The sequence below is a fragment of the Micromonospora sp. NPDC005171 genome (assembly GCF_040608575.1).
Lineage (GTDB): Bacteria > Actinomycetota > Actinomycetes > Mycobacteriales > Micromonosporaceae > Micromonospora.
The window spans coordinates 19,915-45,642 of record NZ_JBEXIM010000046.1; the positions used below are offsets into that span (position 1 = coordinate 19,915).

Sequence of the window (25,728 nt, forward strand, 5' to 3'; positions counted from 1 at the left end):
CCTCGGCCCAGGGCGGGCGGAGCCCAGACCCTGAGGTGCGTCGGCGAAGGCCCGGCCCGGCCGGGCCCGCGCTCAGTCCTGCAGCTGCCGGCGCAGCGTCACCTCGGTGCCCTCATCGGTACGCCGTACCGACAGCTCGCCCAGCGCTCTGATCAGGGCCAGGCCGCGGCCCCGGAAGCCGGAGCCGGTCGACTCCCGCCACTGCCCGCTGTCGCGCACGGTGGCCGTCACCGTCCGACCCTCGATGGCCACCTCCACACTGATCATGGCCTCGGCGGGGTGGATCGGGTGCTCGATGGCGTTGGCGGCGGCCTCGGAGACGGCGACTGTCAGGTCGAACAGGTCGGTCTCGCCGACGGATTGCGCGACCAGGAAGTCCTCCAGCCGCTTTCGCAGCACGCTGAGCCGGGTCGGGTCCGCCGGAAGCCGCAGCGCGAAGCGGTTCAGCTCCGCCGCCTCCAGGGCGAGAACCGCCACGTCGTCCCGGCGTGGCCGTCCGGTGACCCGCTCGACGACCGCGTCGATCAGGTCCACCACGTGCTCACTGGGGGTAGCCGCGTCGACGCGGAGCTGGGCCAGTGAGGCGTCGATGCCGAGCTGACGGTCCTCGATCAGCCCGTCGGTGTAGAGCAGCAGTCGGGTGCCGGCCGGCAACTCGCCTTCGACCGACTCGTACGTCGCGCCGGGGAGGGCGCCGACTGGTGGGCCGAGCGCCCGGTCGTGCAGGAACGCCACGTCGCCTCCGGTGATCAACAATGGGGACGGGTGACCGGCGCTCGCGTACCGGAGCCGACCGGTGCGGGGGTTGAACAACAGGCAGACCACTGTCGCGAAGGAGCGGCCCTCGGTGGAGCCGACCAGCCGGTTGAGCCGGGTCAGCGACTCACCCGGATCGAAACCCTCCAGCACGTACGCCCGCAGCGCGTTGCGCAGTTGCCCCATCGCCGCGGCGGCCCGCACGCCCTTACCGACCACGTCCCCGATGACCAGCACCAGGTCGTCGCCGTTCAGCGCGATCGCGTCGTACCAGTCGCCGCCGACCTCGACGTCGGCGCTGCCGGGCAGGTAGCGGCTGGCCACCACCGCGCCGGGCAGTTGCGGCAGCGATCGGGGCAGCAGGCTGTGTTGCAGGGTGGTGGCGATGCGGTGTTCGGCTTCGTAGAGCTGGGCGTTCTCCAGTCGCACCCCGACGAGCCGGGCCAGCTGGGTCAGCGCGGCGTCGTCGGCCTGCGCCTCGTCGCCATCCGCCCGCCAGACCTGCAGCTCGCCGAGCTGCTTGCCCGTGGTGCCGGTCAGCTCGGTGACGAAGGACGGGTCGGCGGCGGTGGTGCCGCCGCCGTCCGCCTCGAAGCGCGCCTCGGCCGCTGTGACCACCACCCGAGCCGCCTCGGCGAGGCTCAACGCGTGCCGGGCGGCGACCTGGAGCACGTCGGCTGTGGATCGGGCGGTGTTCACCGCCACCGCCGCGTCGGCCAGCGCCCGGAGCCGGCGGATGATCTGCCCGCGCAGCTGGCCCAGCTCGACGTTGGCCCGAACCCGGGCGATCAGCTCCTGCGCGGAGAACGGCTTGGTGAGGTAGTCGTCGGCGCCGGCGGCGAGACCGGCGACGGCCTCCGCGGAGCCGGCGCGGGCGGAGAGCAGCACGATCGGCACATGCCGGGTACGGGGGTCCGCGCGCAGCGCGCCCACCAGCCCGAACCCGTCCAGCCGGGGCATCATCACGTCGGTGAGCACCAGGTCGAACCCGCCCTCGCGGGCCAGCGGCAGGGCATCGAGCCCGTCGTTGGCGGTGACCACGTCCCAGGTCGGGGAGAGCAGCCGGCTGACGTGCTCCTGCAGGTCGGCGTTGTCGTCGACGACCAGGATCCGGCCAGCCGAGGTGCCCTTCGCCCGCTGCCCGTCGAACTCGGGTGTCGGCGCGACACCGGCCCACAGCGCGGTCTCCGCCACGAAGAGCCGGGCCTGCTCGGGCTCACCCACGGGCAGCGGGTCGAACGCCACCACCCGGTCGGCCGGCAGGTGCCCCGAGCCGAACGGAATGGTCACCGTGAAGGTGCTGCCCTCGTCGAGCTGGCTGGTCAGCCCGACGTCACCGCCGTGCATCTCGACCAGTTCCCGAACCAGCGCGAGGCCGATGCCGGTGCCTTCGTGGGTGCGTGACCGCGCCCCGGCCACCCGGTGGAACCGTTCGAAGACGTGCGGCAGCTCGTCCGGCACGATGCCGATGCCGGTGTCCGTCACTTCCAGCCGGGCCGCGCCCTCCACGGCCTGGATCCGCACCCGGATCTCGCCGTCGAAGGTGAACTTGACAGCGTTCGACACCAGGTTGAGGACGATCTTCTCCCACATGTCCCGGTCGACGAAGACCGGCGTCGGCAGCGGCGGACAGTCCACCACCAGTCGCAACCCGGCCCGGTCGGTGGCGGAGCGGAAGGTGCTGGCCAGTCGGGCGGTGTAACCGGCGAGGTCGGTGGGCTGGTAGCGGGCGGCGAGCCGACCGGATTCCAGTCGGGAGAAGTCCAACACGGTGTTGACCAGCTTGAGCAGACGCAGCGCGTTGCGGTGCATCATGGTGAGCCGGTCGGTTTCGGTGGCGGGCAGCTCCGGATCGGCCAGCATGTCCTCCAGCGGGCCGAGCACCAGGGTGAGCGGGGTGCGGAACTCGTGGCTCACGTTGGCGAAGAAGTTGGTCTTCGCCCGGTCCAGCGCGGCCAACTCGGCGGCGCGGGCCCGTTCCTGCTCGTACGCCCGCTGGGCCCCGACCGCCCGGGAGATCTGGGCGGCGACCAGACCGAGGAAGTCGCGGTAGTCGTCGCCGAGCGGCAGCTGACGGGCCACGCCGACGACAAGCGCGCCAACCGTCTGGTTGGTCGCCGTGAGTGGCAGCACGAGGGCCTGGTCGGCGGCGTCGACCGGCATCACGTCGAGCAGAGCGGCCACCTCGACAGTGGCGGGCGTGCCGTCGGCGGTCAGCCGGGCCAGCAGCTGGGACGTGACATCGGCGGTGGGCGGGGTGGTGCCGGTGTAACCGGCCAGGGTGAGCTGGTCGCTGTCGTCGGCCAGATAGATCAGGGCGAACGGCACGTCCGCCCGGTGCCGGCCGAGCACCCCGGCGGCGGTTCGGCCCAGTTCCGCGGGGCTGCCGACGTCGCTCAGCTCGACGCCGAGTTCGGACAGCGCCCGCAGCCGCCGTTCGCCGAGCACCCGCCCGGTGGTCTCGCTGACGATGCAGTAGACGCCACTGACCGAGCCGTCGTCACCTCGGATCGGGTCGTACGAGACGTTGAAGTAGGTCTGCTCGACGAAGCCGTAACGGTCCAGCAGAAAGGGATGGTCCTCGCCCCGATAGGAGCGACCGGTGCGACGGACGCTGTCGAGCAGCGGGCCGAGCACCGCCCAGGTCTCCGCCCACCACGAGCGGGCCGGTTGGCCGATCACGTCCGGGTGTTTGCCGCCGATGGTCGGCCGGTAGGCGTCGTTGTAGAAGGCCAACTGCTCGTCGCCCCAGAACATGACGATCGGCGCGCTGGAGGCGAGCATCATCGCTACCGCGTTTGTCAGCGCCGGCGGCCACTGGTCGGGCTCACCGAGCTGCCCGGAGGACCAGTCGAAGGTGGCCAGCCGTTCGCCCATTTCGCCGCCGGCCGCGAACGCTGCCGCCAGCATCGGCGGGGTCTCGCGGCCGGACAGGGCGGCATGCCCGATGTCCGCGCCCCCCTGGGCCGAGCTCATGCAGCCTCCCGCTCCGGCCGTACCCCTCGACCGTTGATCTTCACCCGCCGTGCTCCGACTTGTACCCCAGGGGACCAGCAACGTAACGCATCACGAGCGATGGACGCTGGTTATGTACGCCTGGTCCGTCGGGCACCGGACAGTGCGGGTGAACGGCGGCGTCGAACGGCGGTGGCCGGAGCGCCCTGACGAGTCAGAAGACCGGCAGTCCGTCGATGCTCGCCGCGTTCTTGGTGGCCCGGTAGACGACCAGATCCTCGGCGCTGCGGCGGGAGTGTGAGGTGAGTAACAGGTCGCGTTCGGCCCGGAAGTCCATCAGTGGCACCGCGTACCCGCAGGAGTCACTGACCCGTTCCACGTCGACCGTGATGACCGCTCGGACGGCGTGCACGTCCGGCGGTGCCGGAAACTCGGCGAGCCGATCGGCGAAGGCGTCCTCGGTCACCGCGACGCTGCTGCCCCGCCCGTGCAACCGGACGATCTTCGGCGGGCCGTCGAAGGCACAGAACATCAGCGTGATCCGGCCGTTGTCCCGCAGGTGGGCGATGGTCTCCGCCCCGCTGCCGTGATAGTCGAGGTAGGCCACCCGGTGCGGGCCGAGGATCAGGAAGGTGCCCCGCATGCCCTTCGGCGACACGTTGACGTGCCCCTGGGCACCGGACGGGGCGGTCGCCACGAAGAAGAGCGGCTGGGCCGCGATGAAGTCACGCAGTCGACCGTCGATCTCCGGATAAACCTTGCCCATTCGTCGATCCTCCCACCGGCAACGCCGACCGACGGGGGCGATCTCGGTCACACCCGCTGGTCAGCGGCCCGCACCAACGCCGTGATCGGCAGGGGATCCGACTCGTTCTCCGGATGCCACTGCACCCCGAGCACGAACGGCAGGGCCGGGTCCTCCACCGCCTCGACCACGCCGTCCTCCGCCCAACCGGTCACCGTGAGCCGGCCCGGGTCGGCGACCGCCTGGTGGTGGTACGAGTTGACCTGGTCGGCTCCTGCCAACACGGAGGCGGCCAGGCTTCCCGGCGCGAACCGCACCGCGTGGGCCCCGTAGACGCCGGGGGCCGGACGGTGCGCCTCGTGACCCACCACGTCCGGCAGGTGCTGGTGCAGGGTGCCGCCGTACGCGACCGCGAGCAACTGCATCCCCCGGCACACGCCCAGCACCGGCAGTTCGGCGGCGAGCGCCGCGGCCAACAGGGTCAACTCGCCGGCATCCCGGTCCGGCCGGTCCTCGGTCCGCGGGTCGGGCGGCTGGCCGTACCGCCCCGGGCCGACGTCCGCGCCACCGGCCAACAGCAGCCCGTCGAGGACGGCCACCACGTCCGCGTCCACGTCGTCAGGCGGCAGCACCACCGCCCGGCCACCCGCGGCCGCCACCGCCCGCGTGTACGCCTCCGGCACCAGTACCGCCCGTACCCCACGCCAGGCGGCCCAGTCGGCGGGTTCGACGTACGCGCTGACCCCGATCAGCGGCCTTTTCACAGCGGAGTGACGTAGGCGCCGGTGATGCCCCCGTCGACCACGAACTGCGCGGCGGTCATGAACGAGGCGTCGTCGCTGGCCAGGAACGCCACCGCGGCGGCGATCTCCTCCGGTTGCCCGAAGCGTCCCATCGGCACGTGCACCAGCCGACGGGCGGCCCGCTCCGGGTCGGCGGCGAAGAGTTCCAGCAGCAACGGGGTGGCCACCGGGCCGGGGCAGAGCGCGTTGACCCGGATGCCCTCGCGGGCGAACTGCACACCCAGCTCCCTGGTCATCGCCAGCACCCCACCCTTGCTCGCGGTGTACGCGATCTGCGACGTCGCCGCACCCATCAACGCCACGAACGACGCGGTGTTGATGATCGATCCCTTGCCCTGCCGGCGCATGTGCGGGATGGCGTACTTGCAGCACAGGTAGACGCTCGTGGTGTTGACCCGCAACACCCGCTCCCACGCGTCCAGGCCGGTGTCCAGGATGGAGTCGTCGTCCGGCGGTGAGATGCCGGCGTTGTTGAACGCGATGTCCACCCGGCCGTGCCGGTCGGCGACCCCGTCGAACAGGTCGCGTACCGCCGACTCGTCGGCCACGTCGGTGGCCACGAACTCGCCGCCGCACTCCTTGGCGGCCTTCCTACCGGCGGCCGCGTCGATGTCCACGCAGACCACCCGGGCCCCCTCGGCGGCGAACCGCCGCACGGTGGCCAATCCGATGCCGCTGCCCGCTCCGGTGACCACTGCCACCCGGTCCTGCAACCGACCCTGCACTGACCTCACTCCTCTGTCGCGATGAACACGTTCTTGACGTCCGTGAAGGAGTGCAGCGCGTCCGGGCCCAGTTCACGGCCGAGCCCCGACCGCTTCATCCCGCCGAACGGGGTCCAGTAACGCACCGAGGAGTGCGAGTTGACGCTGAGGTTGCCCGAGTCGACGGCCCGGGCCAGGCGCAGGGCCCGGCCCACGTCCCGGGTCCAGATCGAGCCGGAGAGGCCGTACTCGGTGTCGTTGGCGAGCCGGACCGCGTCCGCCTCGTCGTCGAACGGCAGCACCGAGACCACCGGGCCGAAGATCTCCTCCCGCCAGTGCCGGTCGGCCGGCGAGTCGGCCAGCAGCACGGTCGGCGCGTGCCAGAAGCCGGGGCCGTCCGGGCAGGACCCGGTGAACGCGACGGTCGCCCCGGTGAGGTAGCCGGCGACCCGGTCCCGTTGGGCGGCGGAGATCAGCGGGCCCATCTCGGCGGTGTCCCGGGACGGGTCCTCGACGCGTACCGTGCGTACCGCCGGTTCGAGCAGCTCCAGGAACCGGTCGTACACGGGGCGTTGGACCAGGATCCGCGACCGGGCGCAGCAGTCCTGGCCGGCGTTGTCGAAGACCGCGCCCGGCGCGGTCGCGGCGGCGCGTTCCAGGTCGGCGTCGGCGAACACGATGTTGGCGCTCTTGCCGCCCAGCTCCAGGGTGAGTCGCTTCACCTGGGCGGCGCAGCCGGCCATGATCCGGGTGCCGACCTCGGTGGAGCCGGTGAAGCAGATCTTGCGGACCGCCGGGTGGCTGACGAACCGCTCCCCCACCACCGAGCCCTGGCCCGGGATGACTGTGAAGACGCCGTCGGGCAGGCCCGCCTCGCGGGCCAGCTCGGCCAGGCGCAGCGCGGTGAGCGGGGTCAGTTCGGCCGGCTTGAGCACCACTGTGTTGCCGGCGGCGAGCGCCGGGACGAAGCCCCAGGCGGCGATGGGCATCGGGAAGTTCCACGGCACGATCACGCCGACCACACCGAGTGGCTCGTGGAAGGTGACGTCCAACCCGCCGGGCACCGGGATCTGCCGCCCGGTCAGCCGCTCGGGCGCGCCGGCGTAGTAGTTCAGCACGTCGCGGACGTTGCCCGCCTCCCAGCGGGCGTTGCCGATGGTGTGCCCGGAGTTGCGGACCTCCAGCGCGGCCAGCTCGTCCACGTGCGCGTCGACAACGGCGGCGAACCGCCGCAGCAACCGCCCCCGATCCCCCGCCCCCACGGCCCGCCAGGTCTCGAACGCCCGAGCCGCCCGGGAGATCGCCGAGTCAACCTCGTCAAGGGTCGCCCCCCTGACCTCCTGAAAACCAACCCCGGAAGCCGGATCAACAACCAGAGCCACGCGCCCACCGCCCCTCGCCGTCGATCATGGAGTTGTGGTGCCTCGGGAAAGCCGCAATCCACCGCGCTCCGGCCACCACAAGTCCATGATCGACGCGGCCAGGCCGGCGCGGGCCGTCAGAGGCGTTCGAAGCCACGGGTCAGCTCCCAGTCGGTCACCGCTGCGTCGTACGCGGCGATCTCCACTCGTGCCTGGTTGGCGTAGTGGGCCACCACCTCTTCGCCGAACGCCTCGCGGGCCACCTCGGAGTCTTCCCAGAGGGTCAGGGCGTCGCGGAGGGTGCCGGGAACCCGCTCGGCCTCCGGGTCGTCGTAGGCGTTGCCGGTGCACTCCTCGCCCAGCTCCAGCTCGCGCCCGATGCCGTGCAGGGCACCGGCGACCAGGCCGGCGATGGCCAGGTACGGGTTGACGTCGGCGCCGGGCACCCTGTTCTCCACCCGCATCCCCTGCCCGTGCCCCACCACCCGCAGCGCGCAGGTGCGGTTGTCCACCCCCCAGCGCAGCGCGGTCGGGGCGAACGATCCCGGTTGGTAGCGCTTGTAGGAGTTGATGTTCGGGGCGAAGAGCAGGCTGAACTCCCGCATGGTGGCCAGCAGCCCGGCGAGCACCCGCTGCCCGGTCTGCGACAGGTGCGCGGGCCCGTCGCCGAGCATCGCCGACGAGCCGGACGAGTCCCGTAGCGAGAAGTGGATGTGGCAGGAGTTGCCCTCCCGCTCGTTCGGCTTGGCCATGAAGGTGATCGCCATCCCCTCCTGGGCGGCGATCTCCTTGGCGCCGTTCTTGTAGATCACGTGGTGGTCCGCGCAGGCCACCGCCTCGTCGTACCGGAAGGCGATCTCGTGTTGCCCGAGGTTGCACTCGCCCTTGGCGCTCTCGGGGGTGAGCCCGGCGGCGGCCATCTCGGTGCGGATGCGGCGCAGCAGCGGCTCCACCCGGGCGGTGCCGAGCAGCGAGTAGTCCACGTTGTACTGGTTGGCCGGGGTGAGGTCCCGATAGCCGCGCTGCCAGGCCTCCTCGTACGAGTCGCGGAACAGCACGAACTCCAACTCGGTGCCGGCGTACGCGGTCAGCCCGTGCTCGGCCAGCCGGTCCAGCTGCCGACGCAGGATCTGCCGGGGCGAGGCGACCACGTCACCCGAGCCGTCGAGCCAGGTCAGGTCGGCCAGCAGGAGGGCGGAGCCGGGCTGCCAGGGCACCCGGCGCAACGTGGCGAAGTCCGGCACCATCGCGAAGTCGCCGTAGCCGCGTTCCCAACTCGACATCGCGTACCCGTCGACGGTGTTCATGTCGACGTCCACGGCGAGCAGGTAGTTGCAGCCCTCGCTGCCGTTGGCCACCACCTGGTCGAGGAAGAAGGGCGCGTGGAACCGCTTGCCCTGCAACCGGCCCTGCATGTCGACGAGGGCCAGCACCACGGTGTCGATCTCGCCCTCGGCGACGGCGACCCGCAGTTGTTCCAGCGTGAGCGGAGCTTTCCTCATTCGCGGGCCTCCATCACCAAGGTCTACTGGCAAACCGGATCACCGTCAATGCCCCCGGCGCCACGTGCGGCAAACCCGACCGTCGGCCGGCGGGACGGCAGCACCGCCCGTCCCGCCGGGCGCCGATCAGACCGGGCCGTCGGCCGGTGCCTGGTCGGCCGCCACCGCGGGTTCCTCGACGGTACGGACCGGGCCAGTGAACCACTTGTGGGCCGAGGCGTACCACCAGACGGCGACCACCAGCAGCACCCCGCCGACGGCGAGCGGCGCGTAGTTCACCGCCGACCAGGTGAACCCGTCGTTTCCGGGCACCCCGGCCGGCACGATCGGCAGCACGAAGTAGACGGCGATGATCGCGATCTCGATCACCGCGATCCAGCCGAGCAGCTTGTACTTGCGGCCGAGCGTCCACGGCCCGGGGACGAACCGGTCGCCCATCCGCAGCCGCAGCGCGATCGGGATGAGGAAGGACAGGTAGAGCCCGAGCACCGCGACGGAGACGACCGCGTAGAAGGCGATCGGGATACCGGCGGAGCTCTCATAGAGCGCCGGCAGCGTCAGCACCAGGCCGGCCGCTGTGGCGCCGATGATCGCATTGACCGGGGTGCCGTTGCGGTCGACAGTCGACCACAGCCGCCATCCGGGCACCGCACGGTCCCGGCTGAACGCGTACGCCATCCGGCTCATCGAGGTCACGCAACTCATGCCGCAGAAGAACTGCCCGATTGTCGAGATGATGATAACGATCTTGAAGAAGACCGGGGTCAGCGCCGACTCGAAGATCGCGCCGGAGAAGCCGCCCGCGGCGTTCACCGCCTCGACGTCGGTGGCCGCGAAGAGGAAGGCCAGCAGCAGGATCCAGCCACCGACCGCCGAGTAGAAGATCGACTGCCAGAGTCCGCGGGCAGCGGCCTGTGACGCGCCCCGGGTCTCCTCGGAGACGTGCGCGCAGGCGTCGAAGCCGGTGATCGTGTACTGGGTCAGCAGGAAGCCCAGCGGCAGCACGTAGAACCAGAACGTCAGCCCGCCGATGTCCCCGTCACCGAAGCCGGAGTTGTTGAACCGCTCGGTGAACACGAACTGGAAACTCTGGTGGTTGTCGGGCACGAACACCAGGATGGCCACCACCACCGCCGCGCCCGCCACGTGCCACCAGACCGAGACGTTCTGGAGTACGTCGATGATCCGGTGCCCGAAGATGTTGATCAGCCCGTGCAGCACCAGGATGACCACGAAGAGGACGAACGCCTGACGCAGCGTCCCGGCCCAGCCGTCGAAGAGCGCCGACAGGGTGAGGTTGAGGAACGTCGCGCAGCCGTAGTCCACCGAGGCGGTGACCGCCACCAGCCCGATCAGGTTCAGCCAGCCGGTGAACCAGCCGTGCACCGGGCGGCCCATGGTGGCCGCCCACCAGTAGATCCCGCCCGCGGTCGGGTACGCCGACACCAGCTCCGCCATGCAGAAACCGATGATCAGGATGAACAGCGAGATCAGTGGCCACCCCCAGGAGATGGCGACCGGCCCGCCGTTGTTCCACGCCTGACCGAACGTGGTGAAGCAGCCGGCCAGGATCGAGATGATCGAGAAGGAGATGGCGAAGTTGGAGAAGCCGCTCCACTTGCGGCGCAACTCCTGTTTGTAGCCGAGTTCAGCGAGCCGTCGGGCATCCTCGTCCAACGGTTGCTCGGCGGTCGGCACGGGCGTCGTGGCCACTGCACACCTCCCTGAGGTGGTTCCGCGTGCGAGTGGGCAAAGTGTCGTCCCGGCCGATCAAGGCGGTCAATACGTAGTCGGTGGGAATCTCACCGCCGTCGGGCTAATTGCGTTGCCATCCGACCGCCCCGGCCCGCATCCTTGACACCGTGACCAGCCCGTTCACGACGGGCCTACCCCGGGCACTCGGACCGCCCGGACCGCGGCGGCGCGGGGCGCAGCCTCTCTCTCACGTACGGCGCTCCGCCGTGCCCGACAAGTGCCCCGCGCCCCGACCCGTCACGACGAGCCCCTGACGTCAGGCGGGCACATCGACAAGCAGACCCGATCGGGCCACCCCTAGCGAACCGGTGTACGCCCGCCGTGCCGCGGCGACCGCCGCGTCGGGGTCCGTGCCAGGCCACAGGTGCGTCAACAGAACCGCTCTGGTCCGTGCCGCAGTGGCGTAGCGACCCACCTCGGCGGCGCTCGACAAGAACCCGACATGCCGGTCCGGGATCTCGTCGACATACGTCGCGTCGGCGATCAGCAGGTCGGCGTCGCGGGCCAACGCCACCAACATCGGGCTCGGCCCGGTGTGCCGGTGTAGGCCAGCACCGTTCCGCCAGCGGAGAAACGGGCCCCGGCGTTCGGCACCCAGTGCGGCAGTGACCAGGTCCGCACGGTGAACGGGCCGACGCCGAAGCTGTCACCGGGGGTGAACGCGTGCAGTCGGTACGCCGTGTCGATGAGCCCCGACTCGTCGATCGCCAGCAACGGGTCGAGGCCGCCGCTGGGCGTGTACACCGGCAGGGCCGGCGCGGACCGGTCGGGCAACACCCGTGCCCGCAGCAGTGGCTGCAGGTCCGCGCAGTGGTCGGGATGGCCGTGGCTGACGAACACCGCGTCGACCGCCGAGGCGGGCAGCCGGGTCAGCAGCGGTTGCAGTGTCGCGTAACCAGGATCAATCAACAGCCGAAAGCCCTGGTGCTCGACCAGAAAGCCCGCACACGCCTGCTCGGCGGAGGGCCAGGCACCAAGGCCGCCGAGCACCACGACGCGCATGAGGATGGACCCTAGCCGCCGCGGCTCCGCCGTACCGGCCCGAACTCGTCCGACCAAGGGCAGCGGGTCAGGTCAGGAGGAGGCCGGCTACCCAGAGGGCCGCGACCAGGAGGCCGGCCAGGAATTCCACAAGCATCGACAGGCCGGCGGCCTTCAGGGCCTGCACGGTGGACGGCCAGGCCAACTGGTTGCTGCCCAACCGGAGGCGTTCGGCCGCCCACACCCCGGCCACGAAGCCGAGCGCCAACCCGACCACCGGCACCACGAAGAAGCCGATGATGCCGAGCACCCCGCCGGCGAGCAGCGTGGACGTCGGCACACCGGTGCGCTTCAGGTTCCGGCCCGGCCACGCATACTTGATCACGGCACCACTCGCGGCGACCACTGTGGCGGCGGCGAACACCGCCCAGCCACCCAGCCCGGCGCCGCCGAAGACCGCCCAGAGCAGCACGCCGCCCCAGCACAGCGGCAGCGCTGGCAGACCGGGCACCACCACACCCGCCAACCCGGCCAGGATGGCCAGCCCGGCCACCACGGTCACCGCCGTCTGCGAGTCCGTCAGGTCCACGCCGCCACCCTCCGTCGCCACCCTCCGGACCGGAACGGTCCCCCACTGCGCTCCGTGCCGTCGCTGCGCGCCACACTGCTGTACCAACTGGTTCGCTCGCTGCGCTCGCTCACGCCAGCACTCCGCTGCGCTCCGTGCCGTCGCTTCGCGCCACGCTGCTGTGCCAGTTGGTTCGCTCGCTGCGCTCGCTCACGCCGCTGCGGCCCCGCCGCCGCGCAGCCGGGCGGTGATCGCCTCAGCCGGGACCGGCGCGCCGAAGTACCGGCCCTGCCCGGTGTCGCAGCGCAGCGCCCGCAGCCGTTCCGCCTGCACGCCGGTCTCCACCGCCTCGGCCGTGACCCACAGCTCCAACGCGTGCGCCAACCTGACCAACGCGTCGACGATCCGTTCGTCGCGGTGGTCGGCGGCCAGGTCGGTCCCGTCCGCGCGGATGCCCTCCACGAACGGGCCGGCGAGCTTCAGGCAGTGGATCGGCAACCGACGCAGGTACGCCAGGTTGGAGTACCCGGTGCCGAAGTCGTCCACGGCCAGCCGGACGCCGAGCGCGGCGAGCCGGTGCAGGCTGCGCAGGGGTTCACCGGCGCTGCCCATCACGGCGCTCTCGGTCAGCTCCAGTTGCAGCAGCTCGGCGGGCAGCCCGCTGGTCTGCAACGCGTCGGCGACAGTGTCCACGATGGCCGGTTCGTCGGCCTGCCGGGCAGCCAGGTTGACGCTGACCACCAGCCTGGCGTCCGGGAACTCCCGCCACCACCGTTCGGCGTCCGCGCAGGCCCGCCGCAGCACCCACTCGCCGAGCCGGACGATCAGGCCGGTCTCCTCGGCCAGGCCGATGAACCGGTCCGGCCCGATCAGGCCCAACTCCGGGTGCTCCCAACGGACCAGCGCCTCCACGGCGAGCATGGTGCCCTCCAGCAGCGACACGATCGGTTGGTAGTGCAGGACGAACTCGCCCCGGTCCAGTGCGGCGGGCAGCCCGGCGACAAGCGCCGAGCGGGCGATGTCCCGGGCGCCGCGCTCCGGGTCGTAGACCGCCCACCGGCCCCGACCCGCCGCCTTCGCCCAGTAGAGCGTGGTGTCCGCGGCCTTCATCAGCTCGGACGCGGACGTCTCCGAGGCGGGACACTGAACGATGCCCACACTGGCCGAGACGGCCAACTGGTGCTCACCGACGTGGACCGGCGCCGCGACGGCGGCCAGCGCGGCCTCCGCGACGGCGATTGGGTCGTCGGTGTCGTCCCCTCCGTCGACGAGGATCACGAACTCGTCGCCCCCCATCCGGGCGACCAGGTGGCCGTGGTCGGCCACGCACGCGGCCAGCCGCCGCGCGATCATCACGAGCAGCCGGTCACCGAGGTCGTGGCCGAGGCTGTCGTTGATCGCCTTGAAGCCGTCCAGGTCGAGGAAACACACACCGACCCGCTGCCCGGCGCCAGCGGTGTCGAGCACCCGTCCCAACGTCTCGAAGAACAGCGTCCGGTTGGGCAGCCCGGTCAGCGGGTCGTGCAACGCCTGGAAGCGCAGCCGCTGCTGGAGTTCGTACCGCTCGGTGATGTCCTCGATCATCGCGACGGTGAATCGGGGCCGGCCCTCGTGTCGGATCAGCGAGACGGCCAGGTCCGTCCAGACCACGCTGCCGTCCTTGCGGTGGTAGCGCTTCTCCACCCGGGCCACGTCGTGCTTGCCCTCGATCAGCTCCTGGTAGAGCTCCCACATCCCGGCGGCGTCGTCGGCGTGGAACAACGCCGCCACGTTGATCTCGCGCAACTCCTCGATCGAGTAGCCGAGCATGTCGGCGAACGCCTGGTTGACGTCGATGATCCGGCCGTCCACGTCGGCGATCCCGATCCCGATCGCGGCGCCGGTGAACACCGCCCGGAACCGTGCCTCGCTCTCGCGCAGCGCCTGCTCGACCTCGTCGCGCGCCTGCCAGGCCGATCGGGCGATCCGCTCCTGCTGGCTGAAGGTGCGGTCCCGCAGCGCGCGGGCGAACCCGGCGGCGACGCCGCCCTGCATCGCCGCGATCCGCTCGGCGAGGTCCGCCGGCCGGTCACCGTCGCCCAGGACGCGCCGCCCGAAGTCCGCGCCAAGCGCGCGCAGCGTCCACTCCAGGGCCTGCGGCTCGGTGAGGTGCGCCTCCACCAGGGCCCGCCCGACCTCCTCGGCCGGGCGGGTGCGAAACGGCTCCGCCCGTACCGCCTTTGCCAGCCGGATCGTGTGCGCCAGCAGCAGCCGCTCGGTCTCGGCCACGCTGAGCGGCACGAAACCGAGGCGGCGTACCGCGCGGGCCCAGTCGGCGGCGTACCCCCGGGGGTCGGCCCGGCCGGCGGCGACCCCGTCGGGGCCTGGGCCGGCATCGACCCCGGTGGGGTCCGGGACGGCGGCCACGGGATCAGCCGGCGGGCTGGTCGTACCGGGCGACGCCCCCGAAGGCACCGAACCGCTCCGGGTGCTCGTCCACGTCGGACGGTGAGTCGGGACGCCAGAGCGGCATGTGCACCACGCCCGGTTCCAGCACGGTCCAGTCGCCGAAGAAGCCGGTGACCTGCGCGCGGGAGCGCAGGGTGATCTCCGTGTCGGTGCGGGCGGAGAGCCGCTGGGCGTCCAGCATCTCCTGCGGCTGGTCCTCGAAGGTGGAGTGCGAGATGACCAGGAAGCTGCCGGGCGCGGCGGCGGCCCGCAGCGTGGCCAGGATGTCGTCGGGGCGGTCGGCGTCCGGGATGAAGTGCACCACCCCGGCCAGCAGGACGCCCATCGGTCGACTGAAGTCGATCAGCCCGAGCTGTCGGGTCTCGGCGAGGATCCGCTCCGGCTCACGCAGGTCGGCGTGGATGACACCGGTCAGCTCGTTGCCGGCCAACAGCTCCCGGCTGTGCGCGACGGCCACCGGGTCGATGTCGACGTACACCACCCGGGCCTTGGGGTTCACCCCCTGCGCCACCTCGTGCACGTTGCCCACGGTGGGAATTCCGGAGCCGATGTCGAGGAACTGGTCGATGCCGGCGTCGAGCAGCACCCGGACGGCCCGGCGCAGGAATTCCCTGCCGGAACGCATGGTGGCGGCGAGATTCGGGGTCATGCTGGCGATCTGCTCGGCCAGCTGCCGGTCGATCTCGAAGTTGTGCGCCCCACCCAGAAAGTAGTCATACACCCGGGCCGCGCTCGGCCTGGTCAGATCGATCTCGGTCGGCAGTCCGTCCGGCATCAGTGTGCTCCCCAGTTCATCGCCGCGGCGCGGGACGGCACCGGCGAATGGGCGCGCCGCGGGCACGCGCCAGCACCGGTCGACCCGCGGGTCGTGTGGTGTGGACCACTCTAGGCGGCTGACTCCAGCAACAGCGAGATGCCTTGACCAACGCCGATGCACATGGTGGCCAGGGCCCGGCGGCCACCGCGACGGCGCAGCTCCAACGCGGCGGTCAGCGCCAGCCGCGCGCCGCTGGCACCCAGCGGGTGCCCGAGCGCGATCGCCCCACCGTTCGGGTTGACGTGGTCGGCCTCCACCGGCAGCCCCAGCTCCCGCAGCACCGCCACGGACTGCGCGGCGAACGCCTCGTTCAGCTCCACCACGTCCACCGCACCCAACTCGACGCCGACGCGGTCGAGCAGCTTACGGGTGGCCGGCACCGGGCCGATCCCCATGATCCGGGGCGGCACACCGGCCGCCGCCGCGCCGACGATCCGGGCCAGCGGGGTCAGGCCGTACCGGGCAACCGCCGCCTCGCTGGCCACCAGCAGCGCGACCGCGCCGTCGTTGACGCCCGAGGAGTTGCCGGCGGTCACCGTGCCGCCGTCGCGGAACGGGGTGGGCAGCGCGGCCAGCTTCGCGAGCGTGGTCTCCCGGGGGTGCTCGTCGACCTCGACCAGCCGGGTCTCCCGACGACCGGCCGGCACGGACACCGCCACGATCTCGTCGGCGAACCGGCCGTCGGCCTGCGCCTTTGCCGCACGCTGCTGTGAGCGGTACGCGAAGGCGTCCTGCTCGGCCCGGCTGACGCCATACTCGGCGGCCACGTTCTCCGCCGTCTCCGGCATCGAGTCGACCCCCCACCCGTCGCGCATCAACGGGTTCACCAACCGCCAGCCCAGTGTGGTGTCGTACACCTCGGCCGAGCGGGAGTACGCCGACGTCGCCTTCGGCATGACGAACGGCGCCCGACTCATGCTCTCCACCCCACCGGCGATCACCAGCTCGGCGTCCCCGGCGACGATGGATCGGGCGGCGGTGGCGAGCGCGTCCAGGCCCGAGCCGCAGAGCCGGTTGACAGTGCTGCCCGGCACCTCCTCGGGCAGGCCGGCCAGCAGCGCCGCCATCCGGGCCACGTTGCGGTTGTCCTCGCCCGCCTGGTTGGCGCAGCCGAGCACGACGTCGTCGACCCGCGCCCAGTCCACCGACGGGTGGCGGGCGACCAGTTCACGGATCACGTGCGCCGCCAGGTCGTCGGGGCGGACGCCGGCCAGCGCGCCCGCGTACCGGCCGATCGGGGTGCGGACACCGGCCACCAGGTATGCCACGGTCATCGCGAGTCCTTAGGGGGTGCAGACGGCGGGGGTGGGGCACGCCCACCGGGTCACGAGGGCTGCCGGCCGCCAGGATATCCGCGCCGGCAGCGGATAGGTTGACGGCATGGCCCGGGCCCAGTTCAGCGCAGAGACCAGCGGCGGTGGCGCGTTCGTCCGCCAGCCGAACCGGTTCACCGGTCGGGTCACCGCCGACTCCACCTCGCCACCCGGCGGCGGCCCCGACGAGCAGGACCGCTGGCCGTTGGAGGCCGGCCGTTACCGGCTGATCTGGTGCCGGGCCTGCCCGTGGGCGCACCGGGCGAGGATCGTGCGTGGCCTGCTCGGGCTGGACGACGCGATCTCGCTGGGCACCGTCGACCCGATCCGGGACGAGCGGGGCTGGGCGTTCGCCCTCGACCCGGACGGCTTCGACCCGGTCCTCGGGGTGAGCTTCCTCTCCGAGGCGTACCTGGCCACCGACCCGGACTACACCGGTCGGGTGACAGTGCCGGCGCTCGTCGACACCCTGACCGGTCGGGTGGTCACCAACGACTATCCGCAGCTCACCCTCGACTTCTCCACGCAGTGGCGGTCGCTGCACCGTGCGGGGGCGCCGGACCTGTACCCGGTCGACCTGCGCCCCGAGATGGACGCGCTGATGGCCGAGATCCACACCGACGTGAACAACGGCGTCTACCGCTGCGGGTTCGCCACCTCCCAGCAGGCGTACGACGAGGCGTTCCGGGCGCTCTTCGCCCGGCTGGACGCGCTCTCCGAGCGGCTGGCCGGGCAGCGTTACCTGATGGGTGACGCGATCACCGAGGCAGACGTGCGGCTGTTCACCACGCTGGTTCGCTTCGACGCCGCGTACCACGGGCACTTCAAGTGCAACCGCAACAAGCTGACCGAGATGCCGGTGCTGTGGGCGTACGCCCGGGACCTTTTCCAGACGTCGGGTTTCGGGGAGACGGTGGACTTCGACCACATCAAGCGGCACTACTACGGCACGCACCGGGAGATCAATCCCAGCGGCATCGTGCCACTCGGGCCGGACGAGTCCGGCTGGCGCACGCCGCACGGGCGTGGCTGAGCCGGGTCGGCCCGCCGCCCCGACCGTGCCGAGGGCCCGCGGCGACATCGCCCGCCGGGCCGCCGGGTCCGCAGCGGCCGGCTGCACCCTGGCCGGCGCGGTGGCGGTGACGCTCGCCGTGGTCGCCGGTCCCGGTCCAGGGCTCACCGGGTACGTCAGTGAGGCGGGGATCGCCGGCAGCGCCCACGCCACGACGTACCGGATCGGGATTCTGGCCCTCGCCGGCGCGTTGCTGCTGATCGGCGCGGCGCTGCCCCCCGGGGTGTGGGCGGCGGCCCCTGCGCTGCTCGCCACCGGGGCCGTGTTCACCGCCGTGTCCGGGACGGTGACCTGCTCCGACGGCTGCCCGCTGCCGCCGTTCGAGCGCGCGACGACGGCGGACCTGGTGCACGGCAGCGCGAGCATCGCGGCGACCGCGTCGATGGTCTTCGCCATGATCACATTGGCCGTCTCCGGGCCGGCCGGTCCGACGGTGCGCCGGCTGGCCGGCGTGGCCGCCGCGCTGGCCCTGCCGCTCTGCGCCGCGGTGGGGCTGACGATGCTCGTCATCGGCCGGGGTTCGCTGGTGGGGGTGCTGGAACGGCTGATCCTCGCCCTCGCGGTGCTGTGGGGCCTGAGCACCGCCACCGCACTGGCCCTCTGTAAGGAGCCTCACGCCTTCCGGTCCTTCCGATGAACGGGAATCGGCGTATCGTCGGCCAGCGATGACAAATGTCTGGGGCCTCACTGTGCGCCTGTATGTCGATCTTCGACTGCAGGCCAGTGGCATCTGTCCGGGCTAGCCGCGTTCCCACGCCTGCCCCGATCGGACCGGACAATTGGATACGTCCTCATGCCCTTCAGCCTGCGCAAAATTCCCTTCTCCGTGCAGATCCTGCTCGGCCTCGTGCTCGGCGTCGCGCTGGGCTTCCTGGCCCGCACCAACGACCTGAGCTGGCTCACCAGCACCCTGCACACCGTCGGCAGCCTCTTCGTCCAACTGCTCAAGCTGGCCGTGCCGCCGCTGGTCTTCACCGCCATCGTGGTCAGCGTGGTCAGCCTGCGCGGCGTCGCGAACGCCGCCCGGCTCGCCCTCAAGACCCTGATGTGGTTCGGCATCACCGCGCTGATCGCGGTGAGCATCGGCATCGGCCTCGGCCTGCTCACCAACCCGGGCAAGGGCGTGACCCTCGACCTGGGTGGCGCCGCCGCGCCGAAGAAGACCGGCTCGTGGACCGACTTCCTCACCGGCATCGTGCCCACCAACCCGGTCGGCGCGTTCGTCGAGGGCAACGTCCTCCAGATCGTCTTCCTCGCCGTCGTCATCGGCGCCGCTGCCCTGCTGGTCGGCGAGGCCGCCGAACCGTTCGTGGCGCTCAACCGCTCCCTGCTGGAGATCGTCCAGAAGGCGCTCTGGTGGGTCATCCGGCTCGCCCCGATCGGCACCCTCGGCCTGATCGGCAACGCCGTCGCCTCGTACGGCTGGGACCTGCTGGCCCCCCTCGCGAAGTTCACCACCGCCGTTTACGTCGGCTGCGCCATCGTGCTGTTCGTGGTCTACCCGCTGGTGCTGATCCTCGCCGGCCGCCTCAACCCGCTGCGTTTCTTCGCCGGCGCCTGGCCGGCGATCGAGCTGGCCTTCGTGTCCCGCTCCTCGGTCGGCACCATGCCGGTGACCCAGCGCTCCGTCGAGCGTCTCGGCGTCCCCCGCGAGTACGCCTCGTTCGCGGTGCCCTTCGGCGCCACCACGAAGATGGACGGTTGCGCCGCCATCTACCCGGCCCTCGCCGCGATCTTCGTGGCCCAGGTGTTCGGCGTGCAGCTCGGCATCGGCGACTACCTGCTGATCGCGTTCGTCTCGGTGGTCGGCTCGGCGGCCACCGCCGGCCTGACCGGCGCGATCGTCATGCTCACCCTGACCCTCAGCACGCTGGGCCTGCCGCTTGCCGGCGCCGGCCTGCTGCTGGCCATCGACCCGATCCTGGACATGATCCGCACCGCCACCAACGTCGCGGGGCAGGCCCTCGTGCCGACAGTGGTCGCCGCCCGCGAGGGCACTCTCGACCGCGAGGCGTACGAGTCCGCCGGCCGGCGTGACCTGACCGAGCCGGAGCCGGTCGCCGACACCCGGCCCGAACTCAGCCCCGTTCCTGCCTGATCGGCTCACCAGTACGGCGACGGGCCCCTCTCCCCGGGGGCCCGTCGCCGTGTCGGAGAGGATGACCCCATGAGTTCCCTGTTCGCTCCCCTGGCCCTGCGCGCGGTCACACTGCCCAACCGGATCGCCATGGCGCCGATGTGCCAGTACTCCGCCGGCCCCGACGGTCTACCCACCGACTGGCACCTCATCCACCTCGGCAGTCGCGCGGTCGGCGGCGCCGGCCTGGTGATGACCGAGGCGACCGCCGTACTTTCCGAGGGCCGGATCAGCCCGCAGGACACCGGCCTCTGGTCAGGTGCCCACGTCGACGCCTGGCGGCCGGTGACCGCATTCATCGCGGCCCACGGCGCGGTGCCGGCCGTGCAGCTCGCGCACGCCGGCTTCAAGGCCTCCACCTACCGGCCGTGGGCGCCGGAGCGCGGTGGCGTGCCGGACGCCGAGGGTGGCTGGACGCCCGTCGCCCCCGGCTCGGAGCCGTTCACCACCGGCTACCGGACGCCGATCAGCCTCGACGAGGCCGGCGTCGCCGGTGTGGTCGAGGCGTTCGCGGCCGGCGCCGAACGCGCACTGGACGCCGGCTTCGCCGCTGTGGAGATCCACGCCGCGCACGGCTACCTGCTCAACGAGTTCCTCTCGCCGCTGACCAACCACCGCACCGACTCGTACGGCGGCGACCGGGCCGCCCGGATGCGACTCACCCTGGAGGTGGCCCGCGCCGTGCGTGCCGCTGTCGGCGAGGAGGTGCCGGTGCTGACCCGGATCTCCGCCACCGACTGGGTCGAGGGCGGCTGGACGATCGAGGACAGCGTGGTGCTCGCCGGCGAGCTGGCCGGCGTCGGCGTCGACCTGGTCGACACGTCCTCAGGCGGGGTCAGCACGGACCAGCGCATCCCGCTCGGCCCCGGCTACCAGGTGCCGCTGGCCGCTCAGATCCGCCGCGAGGCCGGTGTGCCGACCGGCGCGGTGGGCCTGATCGTGGAGCCCGAGCACGCCGAGCAGATCGTCGCCAGCGGCGAGGCCGACCTGGTGCTGCTGGGCCGGGAGTTGCTGCGCGACCCGTACTGGCCGCGCCGGGCAGCCGCGAAGCTCGGCGTCGCGTACTCCGGGCCCGCCCAGTACGCCCGCGCCGCCTGACTCCGGGCCGGTCGGGTGGCCTGACGCCCGGCCGGTCGGGCGGCCGCCGCGTGTGCGGCCGCCCGACCGCCGGTCAGCCGGCCAGGTGCGACCAGTCGCCCTCCAGCTCCTGCCAGCTGCCCTGGGCGGCCACCGTACCGCCGAGCAGCACCACCACGTGGTCGGCCCGGACCAACGCCGCCCGCTTCGCGGTCGAGCCGACGACTGTCACCCCGTGGCCGCGCAACGCCTGCCACAGCGCCAGCTCGGTGGTGACGTCCAGCGCCGACGACACGTCGTCGGCGACCAGCAGTTCGGTACGCGGAGCCAGCGCCCGAGCCAACGCCAACCGCTGCAACTGCCCGCCGGAGAGCCGGGTGCCCTTGTGCCCGATGAGCAGGCCCAGCCCACCACCGGCGGCGGCCAGGTCATGGTCGAGCTGGGCGGTGCTGACCGCCCCGGCCGCGTCCACCTGGTGCCCGAGGGCGATGTTGTCGGCCACCGTGCCGGAGAGCACCCGGGGCAACTGACCGACGTAGCCGACCTGGTTGGGACGCAGGAACAACTCCGGCTCGGTGACCGGGTCGCCATTCCAGGCCAGCTCGCCGGTGTGGTGCACGATCCCGGCCAGCCCGCGCAGCAACGAGGACTTGCCCGACCCGACCGGCCCGACGACCAGCACCAACTGCCCCCGCTGCACGGTCAGGTCCACGTCCCGGACGGCCACTGTCCCGTCGGAGTGCACCACCCCGAACCCGCGCAGCTCCAGCCGGCGCAGCGGATGCCGCGGCGGCATGGTCGGCGCGGGCGCCGTCCCGGCGGTCAGGTCGACCCCCGGCACCCCCGCGGAGTACGTGCTCACCCCGGCCATCGCCGCCGTGCGCCGGGTCCACACCCGCGCCGAGGGCAACTGCGAGATCAACGACGCCGTCGTCCAGGCGAACCAGCGGGCCGCGCCCAGGGTGGACACGGCCACCAGCACCGCCCCGGCGGAGAGCGAATCGTTCAGGTAGAGCGCCCAGGCGCCGATCGGCAACAGCCCACTCGCCATCGACGGCGTGGACCGCGCCCACACCTGCACCGAGATCTCCCGCCGCTGGCGGTCGCTGCGCAGCACGTCCAGGCCCGCCAGGTGGCGCAGCACCGCCGTGGTCGCGCCGGCGAGCTTCACCGTCCGCGCCGCGGAGAGCGCGGAGACCAGCGCCGTGGCGAAGGAGGCCCGCGCCGCCACCGTCGCCCGGGCGGCCCGCTCCAGCTTCGGCCCGAACAACGTCGCCGCCAGCCCGGAGACGACCATCGTGCCGAGGAAGAACAGCCCCGGTACGACGCTGCCGGTGACCGCCGTCATGGCGACCACGAGCACCAGCGCGACGGTCTGGTCGAGCACGTTGTCGGCGAGTTGGACCACCCGCTCGGTGTCCCCACCCTGCGCCACCACCTCGGCGGGGGTGTGTGAGCTGACCCGGCGCGGCCCGGTCTGGCCGTGCACCAGGCGAAGGCCGATCCGCAGCATCTGCCGCACCCACCACTGCGGGAACCAGACGTGGGTGTAGAACGGCAGCGGCAAAGTGACCAACAGCCCGGCGACGATCCCCACCGCCGGCAGGTACGGGTTACCAGTCCCGTCGACCAGGTCCGCCCAGAGCCAGGGCAGCACCGGGCCGTCCAGCCCGAGCAGGCTGAGCCCGAGGAACAGCACGATCGCGGCCGCCCCGTACCGGGGATCGTTGGTGCAGAGGCGGAAGATCTCTCGCAGCGTCCGGGCCGGCGGCACCGGCGGCAGTGGTGGCGGGTCGGCGCGGATCGGCCCAGCAGGGCTGACCGGGCTGACCTGGTTGATCTGGCTGGTCTGGCCGACCTGGCTGACCTGGCTGGCCTGACCGACCTGGCTGGCCTGACCGACCTGGCTGGCCTGACCGACCTGGCCGATCTGACTGACCTGGCCGACCTGGCTGACCTGGCTGGCCTGCTCGGTCGGCTCGGCCCGTGCCGGTGCCAGTTCGCTCGGCCAGGCGTCGGCCGGACCGGGCCTGACCAGCAGGTCGGTGCCGACGCCGGTGCCACCGACCGGCGCCACAGTGGCGTACGCGGCGGCGTGGCTGGTCGCCAACAATTCGGCGAAGCGCGTCGACGTCTCCAGCGGACCGGCCTCGACCACCGCGCCGTCGGCGAGGACGACCACCTCGTCACAGCGGCGCACCGAGGAGAGTCGGTGCGCGATGACGATGCCGATCCGGTCGCGCAACAGGCGTTCGGTGGCCCGCTGCACCCGTGCCTCGGTGACCGGGTCCAGCCGTGCGGTGGCCTCGTCGAGGATCACCACGTGCGGTTCCCGGACCAGGATCCGGGCGAACGCCACCAACTGCTCCTGACCGGCGGAGAGCACGTGCCCGCCCTCCCCCAACCGGGTCGTCAACCCGTCCGGCAGCTCGGCGATCCAACCGGCCAGGCCCAGCTCGTCGAGCGCCCGAGCCGCCGCGTCGAGCAGCTCCGGGTCGAAGAGCGCCACGTTCTCGGCGAGCGTGCCGGCCAGGATCTCGGTGCGCTGCGGCACCAATGCCACCCAGCGGCGCAACTGCTCGACGTCGAGGTCGCACAGGTCGGTGCCGCCGAGGAAGACCGTGCCCCGCGGCACGTCTACCGCCCGGGTGAGCACCTTCGCCAGCGTGGACTTGCCCGAGCCGGTCCGTCCGATCAGCGCGTACGAGCGACCACGGGCGAAGGTCAGGCTGAGCCCGCGCAGCGCGGCCCCCCGGTCACTCTCCCCGTACCCGAAGGTCAGGTCCCGAATGCGCAGGTCGCCCTCGCTCGGGCTGGCCCCGCCGACCGGCTCCTGCCGGGCCTGGTAGAGCAACTGCACCCGCGCCCACGCGCCGAGCGCCTCCTGGATCTCCGGCACCATCCGGCTGACGTGTTCCGCGGTTGCCCCGAAGGCCAGGGCGAGCAGCCAGATGGCGGTGAGCCGGGCGGCGTCGATCCGGTCGGTGGCCAACGCCCAGGCCCCACCGAGCACCACCACGCCGATGCCGGCCCGGATCGTCGCGGTGGCCACCGTCGCCACCCGGGCGGACAGCACCCAGACCACCCGGCCGCGGGACAGCACGGCAGCGGCCCGCCGGGCGTACAACCGCAGCACGTACGGCCGAGCCAGACTGGTGCGGACGTCGTCCTGGCCGTGCACCGCCTCCTCCATCACGGCGGCCAGGTCGGACCACGCCTCCTCCTCGGCCATCCGGGCCGGGCCGATCCGTGCCGTGGGCCGGCGCAGGCCGACCGCGAGCACCACGGTGAGCAGCAGCATCGCGATCCCCGCCGGCCACCACACGAAGAGCGCCACGACCATCGACAACAGCCCGACGCAGAGGCCCTGGGCGAGCCGGGTGCCCTGGTTACGCACGGCCGACGCCACCTGATAGACGTCCCCGTCGATCCGGTCCAGCAACTCGCCCACCGGGGTGGTCTCCAGGGTGGGCAGGTCCTGCCCGAGAGCGACGCGACAAAGCCGGCGACGCACGTCGGCGGACCAGTCGGCGGTCAGGCCAGCCATCAGCAGACTCACGGCGAGGTCGCTGAGGACCACGGCGACCAGAGCTGCGGCCAGCACGGCGAAGAAGCCAACTGAACGATGCACCAGCACCGCGCCGGCCAGCGCCGACGCGCCCGCCTGCCCGGCGGCGCCCAACACGATCAGGACGGCCACGATCGTCATTCGGCGGGTCGAGGTGCCCCACAGATCACGGAGCAAGCGCATGAAAAGTCCTCCGGGACGTGGGTGGCGGAGACCTCAGCCTGCCGGCACGAACCCGTCAACTCAACCGATTTTCCCGTCCCTGAGCAGGGCGTCCATCGGTTCAGGCAGCAGCGGGGCGCGGTGGACAGGCCAGGGCTGACTGCTCTGGGCCGGAGCCGAAAGAAGCCGGCCGCGCAGCCGGCGCTGTAGGCGTTTTGACCGATTTGAAGGGACATGGCCACTCGGCCACGCCGTCAGACCTTCTCGATCGACTCGGGTTCCTTGATGTCGCGGTGTCCGGGCGTCCCGGATGCCCCGACTTCCGTGAACCCGAGTGGATCACGGGGGTCAGGGTGGATTCGACGCCGTAGTGTGCGGCGTTGTGTGGGCGGTTTGTCGGATGGTGGGGTTTTGTGGGTGGTGACCGGGTGCACCCGTCGGCCGGAATCGTGGCCGGGGCGGGGTCGTTACCTACCCTGACGATCGCAGCACCACCGCCCGCCGCCCGGCCCGCACCGGGCCTGGGATGCGGGTCGCGCAGGTTGGAATGCCAGCCTCCGCCCGGTCGTTACCGTCCCCACGAACGACCGCAGGCACCGCCTCGATGAGGGTGCCGATGGATGGGCCAACCCGGAATGACCCCGGCCCCCCGGTCGTTGTGATCCCCACGAACGACCGCAGGCGCCGCCCCGACGCGGGTGCCGGCAGGTGGGCCGCCCCCGGAATGACCCCGGGCTCCCGGGTCGTTACACAGGGACCCGGTGCCACGAGCCCCCCGCTCGCTAGGTCGCCGACCCCGGACGCCCGACAAGGGCGTCACCCCCAGACTTTTCCCCCTTGTTAGTGCAGCGCCGGACGAGGTGCTCACACCCGTTTCTGCCGTTCCCCCCTGATCGGTGTGCGGGTGTTCTACCCCCGAAGGAGCTACCCCCATGAACACGATCTTCCGTAAGAGCATGCTGTCTGTTGCTGGTCTCGCGTTCGCCGGTGGTGTCTTCGCCGGC

The 25,728-nt window shown here is 71.9% G+C and carries 18 protein-coding genes; 4 read left to right on the forward strand and 14 right to left on the reverse strand.

Annotated elements, in window-relative coordinates; genetic code table 11:
• Positions 1-72: 72 nt before the first annotated feature.
• The 13 genes from ABZU74_RS30365 to pcaF all read right to left on the reverse strand — a co-directional run bounded on the left by ABZU74_RS30365 (position 73) and on the right by pcaF (position 16,669).
• Entirely contained in the window at positions 73-3,732 is a 3,660-nt protein-coding gene (locus ABZU74_RS30365; RefSeq protein WP_355431014.1) for a SpoIIE family protein phosphatase, read from the reverse strand.
• Positions 3,733-3,925: 193 nt separating this feature from the next.
• A complete protein-coding gene (locus ABZU74_RS30370) occupies positions 3,926-4,477 on the reverse strand; it encodes a pyridoxamine 5'-phosphate oxidase family protein (protein WP_355431016.1) in 552 nt (183 codons plus the stop codon).
• 47 nt (positions 4,478-4,524) lie between these two features.
• Positions 4,525-5,220: a gamma-glutamyl-gamma-aminobutyrate hydrolase family protein gene (locus tag ABZU74_RS30375; protein ID WP_355431019.1), complete on the reverse strand. Its 696-nt coding sequence runs from the start codon at positions 5,218-5,220 to the stop codon at positions 4,525-4,527.
• Positions 5,217-5,984: a 3-oxoacyl-ACP reductase gene (locus ABZU74_RS30380; protein ID WP_355431022.1), complete on the reverse strand. Its 768-nt coding sequence runs from the start codon at positions 5,982-5,984 to the stop codon at positions 5,217-5,219. Before ABZU74_RS30380 ends, ABZU74_RS30375 begins: the two co-directional genes overlap by 4 nt.
• 5 nt (positions 5,985-5,989) lie before the next feature.
• On the reverse strand, positions 5,990-7,345 hold the full coding sequence (locus ABZU74_RS30385) for an aldehyde dehydrogenase family protein (protein WP_355431025.1): 1,356 nt from the start codon (positions 7,343-7,345) through the stop codon (positions 5,990-5,992).
• A 116-nt stretch (positions 7,346-7,461) separates the two neighbouring features.
• Positions 7,462-8,826 (reverse strand): glutamine synthetase family protein, encoded by a 1,365-nt coding sequence (locus ABZU74_RS30390; protein WP_355431028.1) that lies wholly within the window; start codon positions 8,824-8,826, stop codon positions 7,462-7,464.
• Positions 8,827-8,952: 126 nt separating this feature from the next.
• On the reverse strand, positions 8,953-10,539 hold the full coding sequence (locus ABZU74_RS30395) for an amino acid permease (protein WP_355431031.1): 1,587 nt from the start codon (positions 10,537-10,539) through the stop codon (positions 8,953-8,955).
• Between the two features lie 298 nt (positions 10,540-10,837).
• Entirely contained in the window at positions 10,838-11,101 is a 264-nt protein-coding gene (locus ABZU74_RS30400; protein ID WP_355431034.1) for a hypothetical protein, read from the reverse strand.
• Positions 11,065-11,583, reverse strand: a complete 519-nt coding sequence (locus ABZU74_RS30405; RefSeq protein WP_355431037.1) for an MBL fold metallo-hydrolase — start codon at positions 11,581-11,583, stop codon at positions 11,065-11,067. Before ABZU74_RS30405 ends, ABZU74_RS30400 begins: the two co-directional genes overlap by 37 nt.
• A gap of 67 nt (positions 11,584-11,650) precedes the next feature.
• Positions 11,651-12,151, reverse strand: coding sequence for a DUF456 domain-containing protein (locus tag ABZU74_RS30410; protein WP_355431040.1), 501 nt, complete (start codon positions 12,149-12,151; stop codon positions 11,651-11,653).
• A 189-nt stretch (positions 12,152-12,340) separates the two neighbouring features.
• The gene (locus ABZU74_RS30415) at positions 12,341-14,536 is read right to left on the reverse strand and encodes an EAL domain-containing protein (protein WP_355431043.1); all 2,196 of its coding nucleotides are present in this window, start codon (positions 14,534-14,536) and stop codon (positions 12,341-12,343) included.
• Positions 14,537-14,540: 4 nt separating this feature from the next.
• Complete coding sequence (locus tag ABZU74_RS30420) at positions 14,541-15,353, reverse strand: SAM-dependent methyltransferase (RefSeq protein ID WP_355431046.1); 813 nt, start codon at positions 15,351-15,353, stop codon at positions 14,541-14,543.
• A 110-nt stretch (positions 15,354-15,463) separates the two neighbouring features.
• A complete protein-coding gene (gene pcaF, locus ABZU74_RS30425; protein ID WP_355431049.1) occupies positions 15,464-16,669 on the reverse strand; it encodes a 3-oxoadipyl-CoA thiolase in 1,206 nt (401 codons plus the stop codon).
• A gap of 106 nt (positions 16,670-16,775) precedes the next feature.
• Here pcaF and ABZU74_RS30430 point away from each other — a divergent pair, with 106 nt between their 5' ends.
• The 4 genes from ABZU74_RS30430 (at position 16,776) to ABZU74_RS30445 (ending at position 21,015) form a co-directional block, all read left to right on the forward strand.
• Positions 16,776-17,741 carry a glutathione S-transferase C-terminal domain-containing protein gene (locus ABZU74_RS30430; protein ID WP_355431052.1) on the forward strand — a complete coding sequence of 322 codons (966 nt, stop codon included), beginning with the start codon at positions 16,776-16,778 and terminating at the stop codon, positions 17,739-17,741.
• Positions 17,734-18,417, forward strand: a complete 684-nt coding sequence (locus ABZU74_RS30435) for a DUF998 domain-containing protein (protein ID WP_355431055.1) — start codon at positions 17,734-17,736, stop codon at positions 18,415-18,417. Before ABZU74_RS30430 ends, ABZU74_RS30435 begins: the two co-directional genes overlap by 8 nt.
• Before the next feature lie 168 nt (positions 18,418-18,585).
• On the forward strand, positions 18,586-19,878 hold the full coding sequence (locus tag ABZU74_RS30440; protein ID WP_355431070.1) for a dicarboxylate/amino acid:cation symporter: 1,293 nt from the start codon (positions 18,586-18,588) through the stop codon (positions 19,876-19,878).
• 69 nt (positions 19,879-19,947) lie between these two features.
• Positions 19,948-21,015, forward strand: coding sequence for an NADH:flavin oxidoreductase/NADH oxidase (locus ABZU74_RS30445; protein ID WP_355431058.1), 1,068 nt, complete (start codon positions 19,948-19,950; stop codon positions 21,013-21,015).
• A gap of 73 nt (positions 21,016-21,088) precedes the next feature.
• Here the strand turns inward: ABZU74_RS30445 and ABZU74_RS30450 are convergent, their stop codons facing one another.
• A complete protein-coding gene (locus ABZU74_RS30450; protein ID WP_355431061.1) occupies positions 21,089-24,745 on the reverse strand; it encodes an ABC transporter ATP-binding protein in 3,657 nt (1,218 codons plus the stop codon).
• Between the last annotated feature and the right edge of the window lie 983 nt (positions 24,746-25,728).

Bases quoted from the DNA above. Each gene is read 5' to 3' on its own strand.
- ABZU74_RS30365 (WP_355431014.1), bottom strand. From the start codon at position 3,732: ATGAGCTCGGCCCAGGGGGGCGCGGACATCGGGCATGCCGCCCTGTCC.
- ABZU74_RS30370 (WP_355431016.1), bottom strand. From the start codon at position 4,477: ATGGGCAAGGTTTATCCGGAGATCGACGGTCGACTGCGTGACTTCATC.
- ABZU74_RS30390 (WP_355431028.1), bottom strand. From the start codon at position 8,826: ATGAGGAAAGCTCCGCTCACGCTGGAACAACTGCGGGTCGCCGTCGCC.
- ABZU74_RS30400 (WP_355431034.1), bottom strand. From the start codon at position 11,101: ATGTTGGTGGCGTTGGCCCGCGACGCCGACCTGCTGATCGCCGACGCG.
- ABZU74_RS30405 (WP_355431037.1), bottom strand. From the start codon at position 11,583: ATGCGCGTCGTGGTGCTCGGCGGCCTTGGTGCCTGGCCCTCCGCCGAG.
- ABZU74_RS30420 (WP_355431046.1), bottom strand. From the start codon at position 15,353: ATGCCGGACGGACTGCCGACCGAGATCGATCTGACCAGGCCGAGCGCG.
- pcaF (WP_355431049.1), bottom strand. From the start codon at position 16,669: ATGACCGTGGCATACCTGGTGGCCGGTGTCCGCACCCCGATCGGCCGG.
- ABZU74_RS30430 (WP_355431052.1), top strand. From the start codon at position 16,776: ATGGCCCGGGCCCAGTTCAGCGCAGAGACCAGCGGCGGTGGCGCGTTC.
- ABZU74_RS30445 (WP_355431058.1), top strand. From the start codon at position 19,948: ATGAGTTCCCTGTTCGCTCCCCTGGCCCTGCGCGCGGTCACACTGCCC.
- ABZU74_RS30450 (WP_355431061.1), bottom strand. From the start codon at position 24,745: ATGCGCTTGCTCCGTGATCTGTGGGGCACCTCGACCCGCCGAATGACG.